This is a genomic window from Rhizobacter sp. P1_G5 (assembly GCF_056405435.1).
On sequence record NZ_JBFUCB010001161.1, the window covers coordinates 1 to 679 of the forward strand.

Here is a 679-nt window from a genome sequence, read left to right on the forward strand (position 1 = left end):
CCACAGCGGGCACCTACGGCACCTTCACCCTTGCCACCGACGGCACCTGGACCTACGCCGCTGCCAACAACAACGCCACGGTTCAGGCGCTGCGCGCTGATCAGTCGCTGACCGAGACCTTCTCCGTCAAGAGCGCYGATGGGACCTCGTCGAGCGTCACGGTCACCATCCAGGGCACGAACGACRCCGCTGTCATCTCCGGCGCCACCTCSGGYTCCGTCACSGAAGACACSGCKGTCAACGGCKCCGGCAAYCTGACCACCGGYGGCACCCTGTCCGTCGCCGACRTCGACAACGGCCAGGCCGTGTTCCAGGCTCAGACAGCCACTGCTGGCACCTACGGCACCTTCACGCTTGCCACCGATGGCACGTGGACCTACGCAGCGGCGAACAGCAACGCCACGATCCAGGCTCTGCGTGCCGATCAGTCGCTGACCGAGACGTTCACCGTCAAGAGCGCCGACGGAACCTCATCGAGCGTCACAGTCACCATCMAGGGCACCAACGACGTCGCRGTGATCTCYGGTRCCAATACCGGCTCCGTCACGGAAGACACYGCKGTCAACGGCKCCGGCAAYCTGACSACCGGCGGCACCCTGTCCGTCGCCGACATCGACAACGGCCAGGCCGTGTTCCAGGCYCAGMCKGCCACYGCCGGCACCTACGGCACCTTCACGCT

1 protein-coding gene is annotated in these 679 nt (G+C 66.4%); it reads left to right on the plus strand.

Annotation, left to right across the window (positions count from 1 at the left end):
* Positions 1 to 679: VCBS domain-containing protein (locus AC1D12_RS34735; protein WP_477845588.1), on the plus strand; the 679-nt coding region annotated here is incomplete at both ends.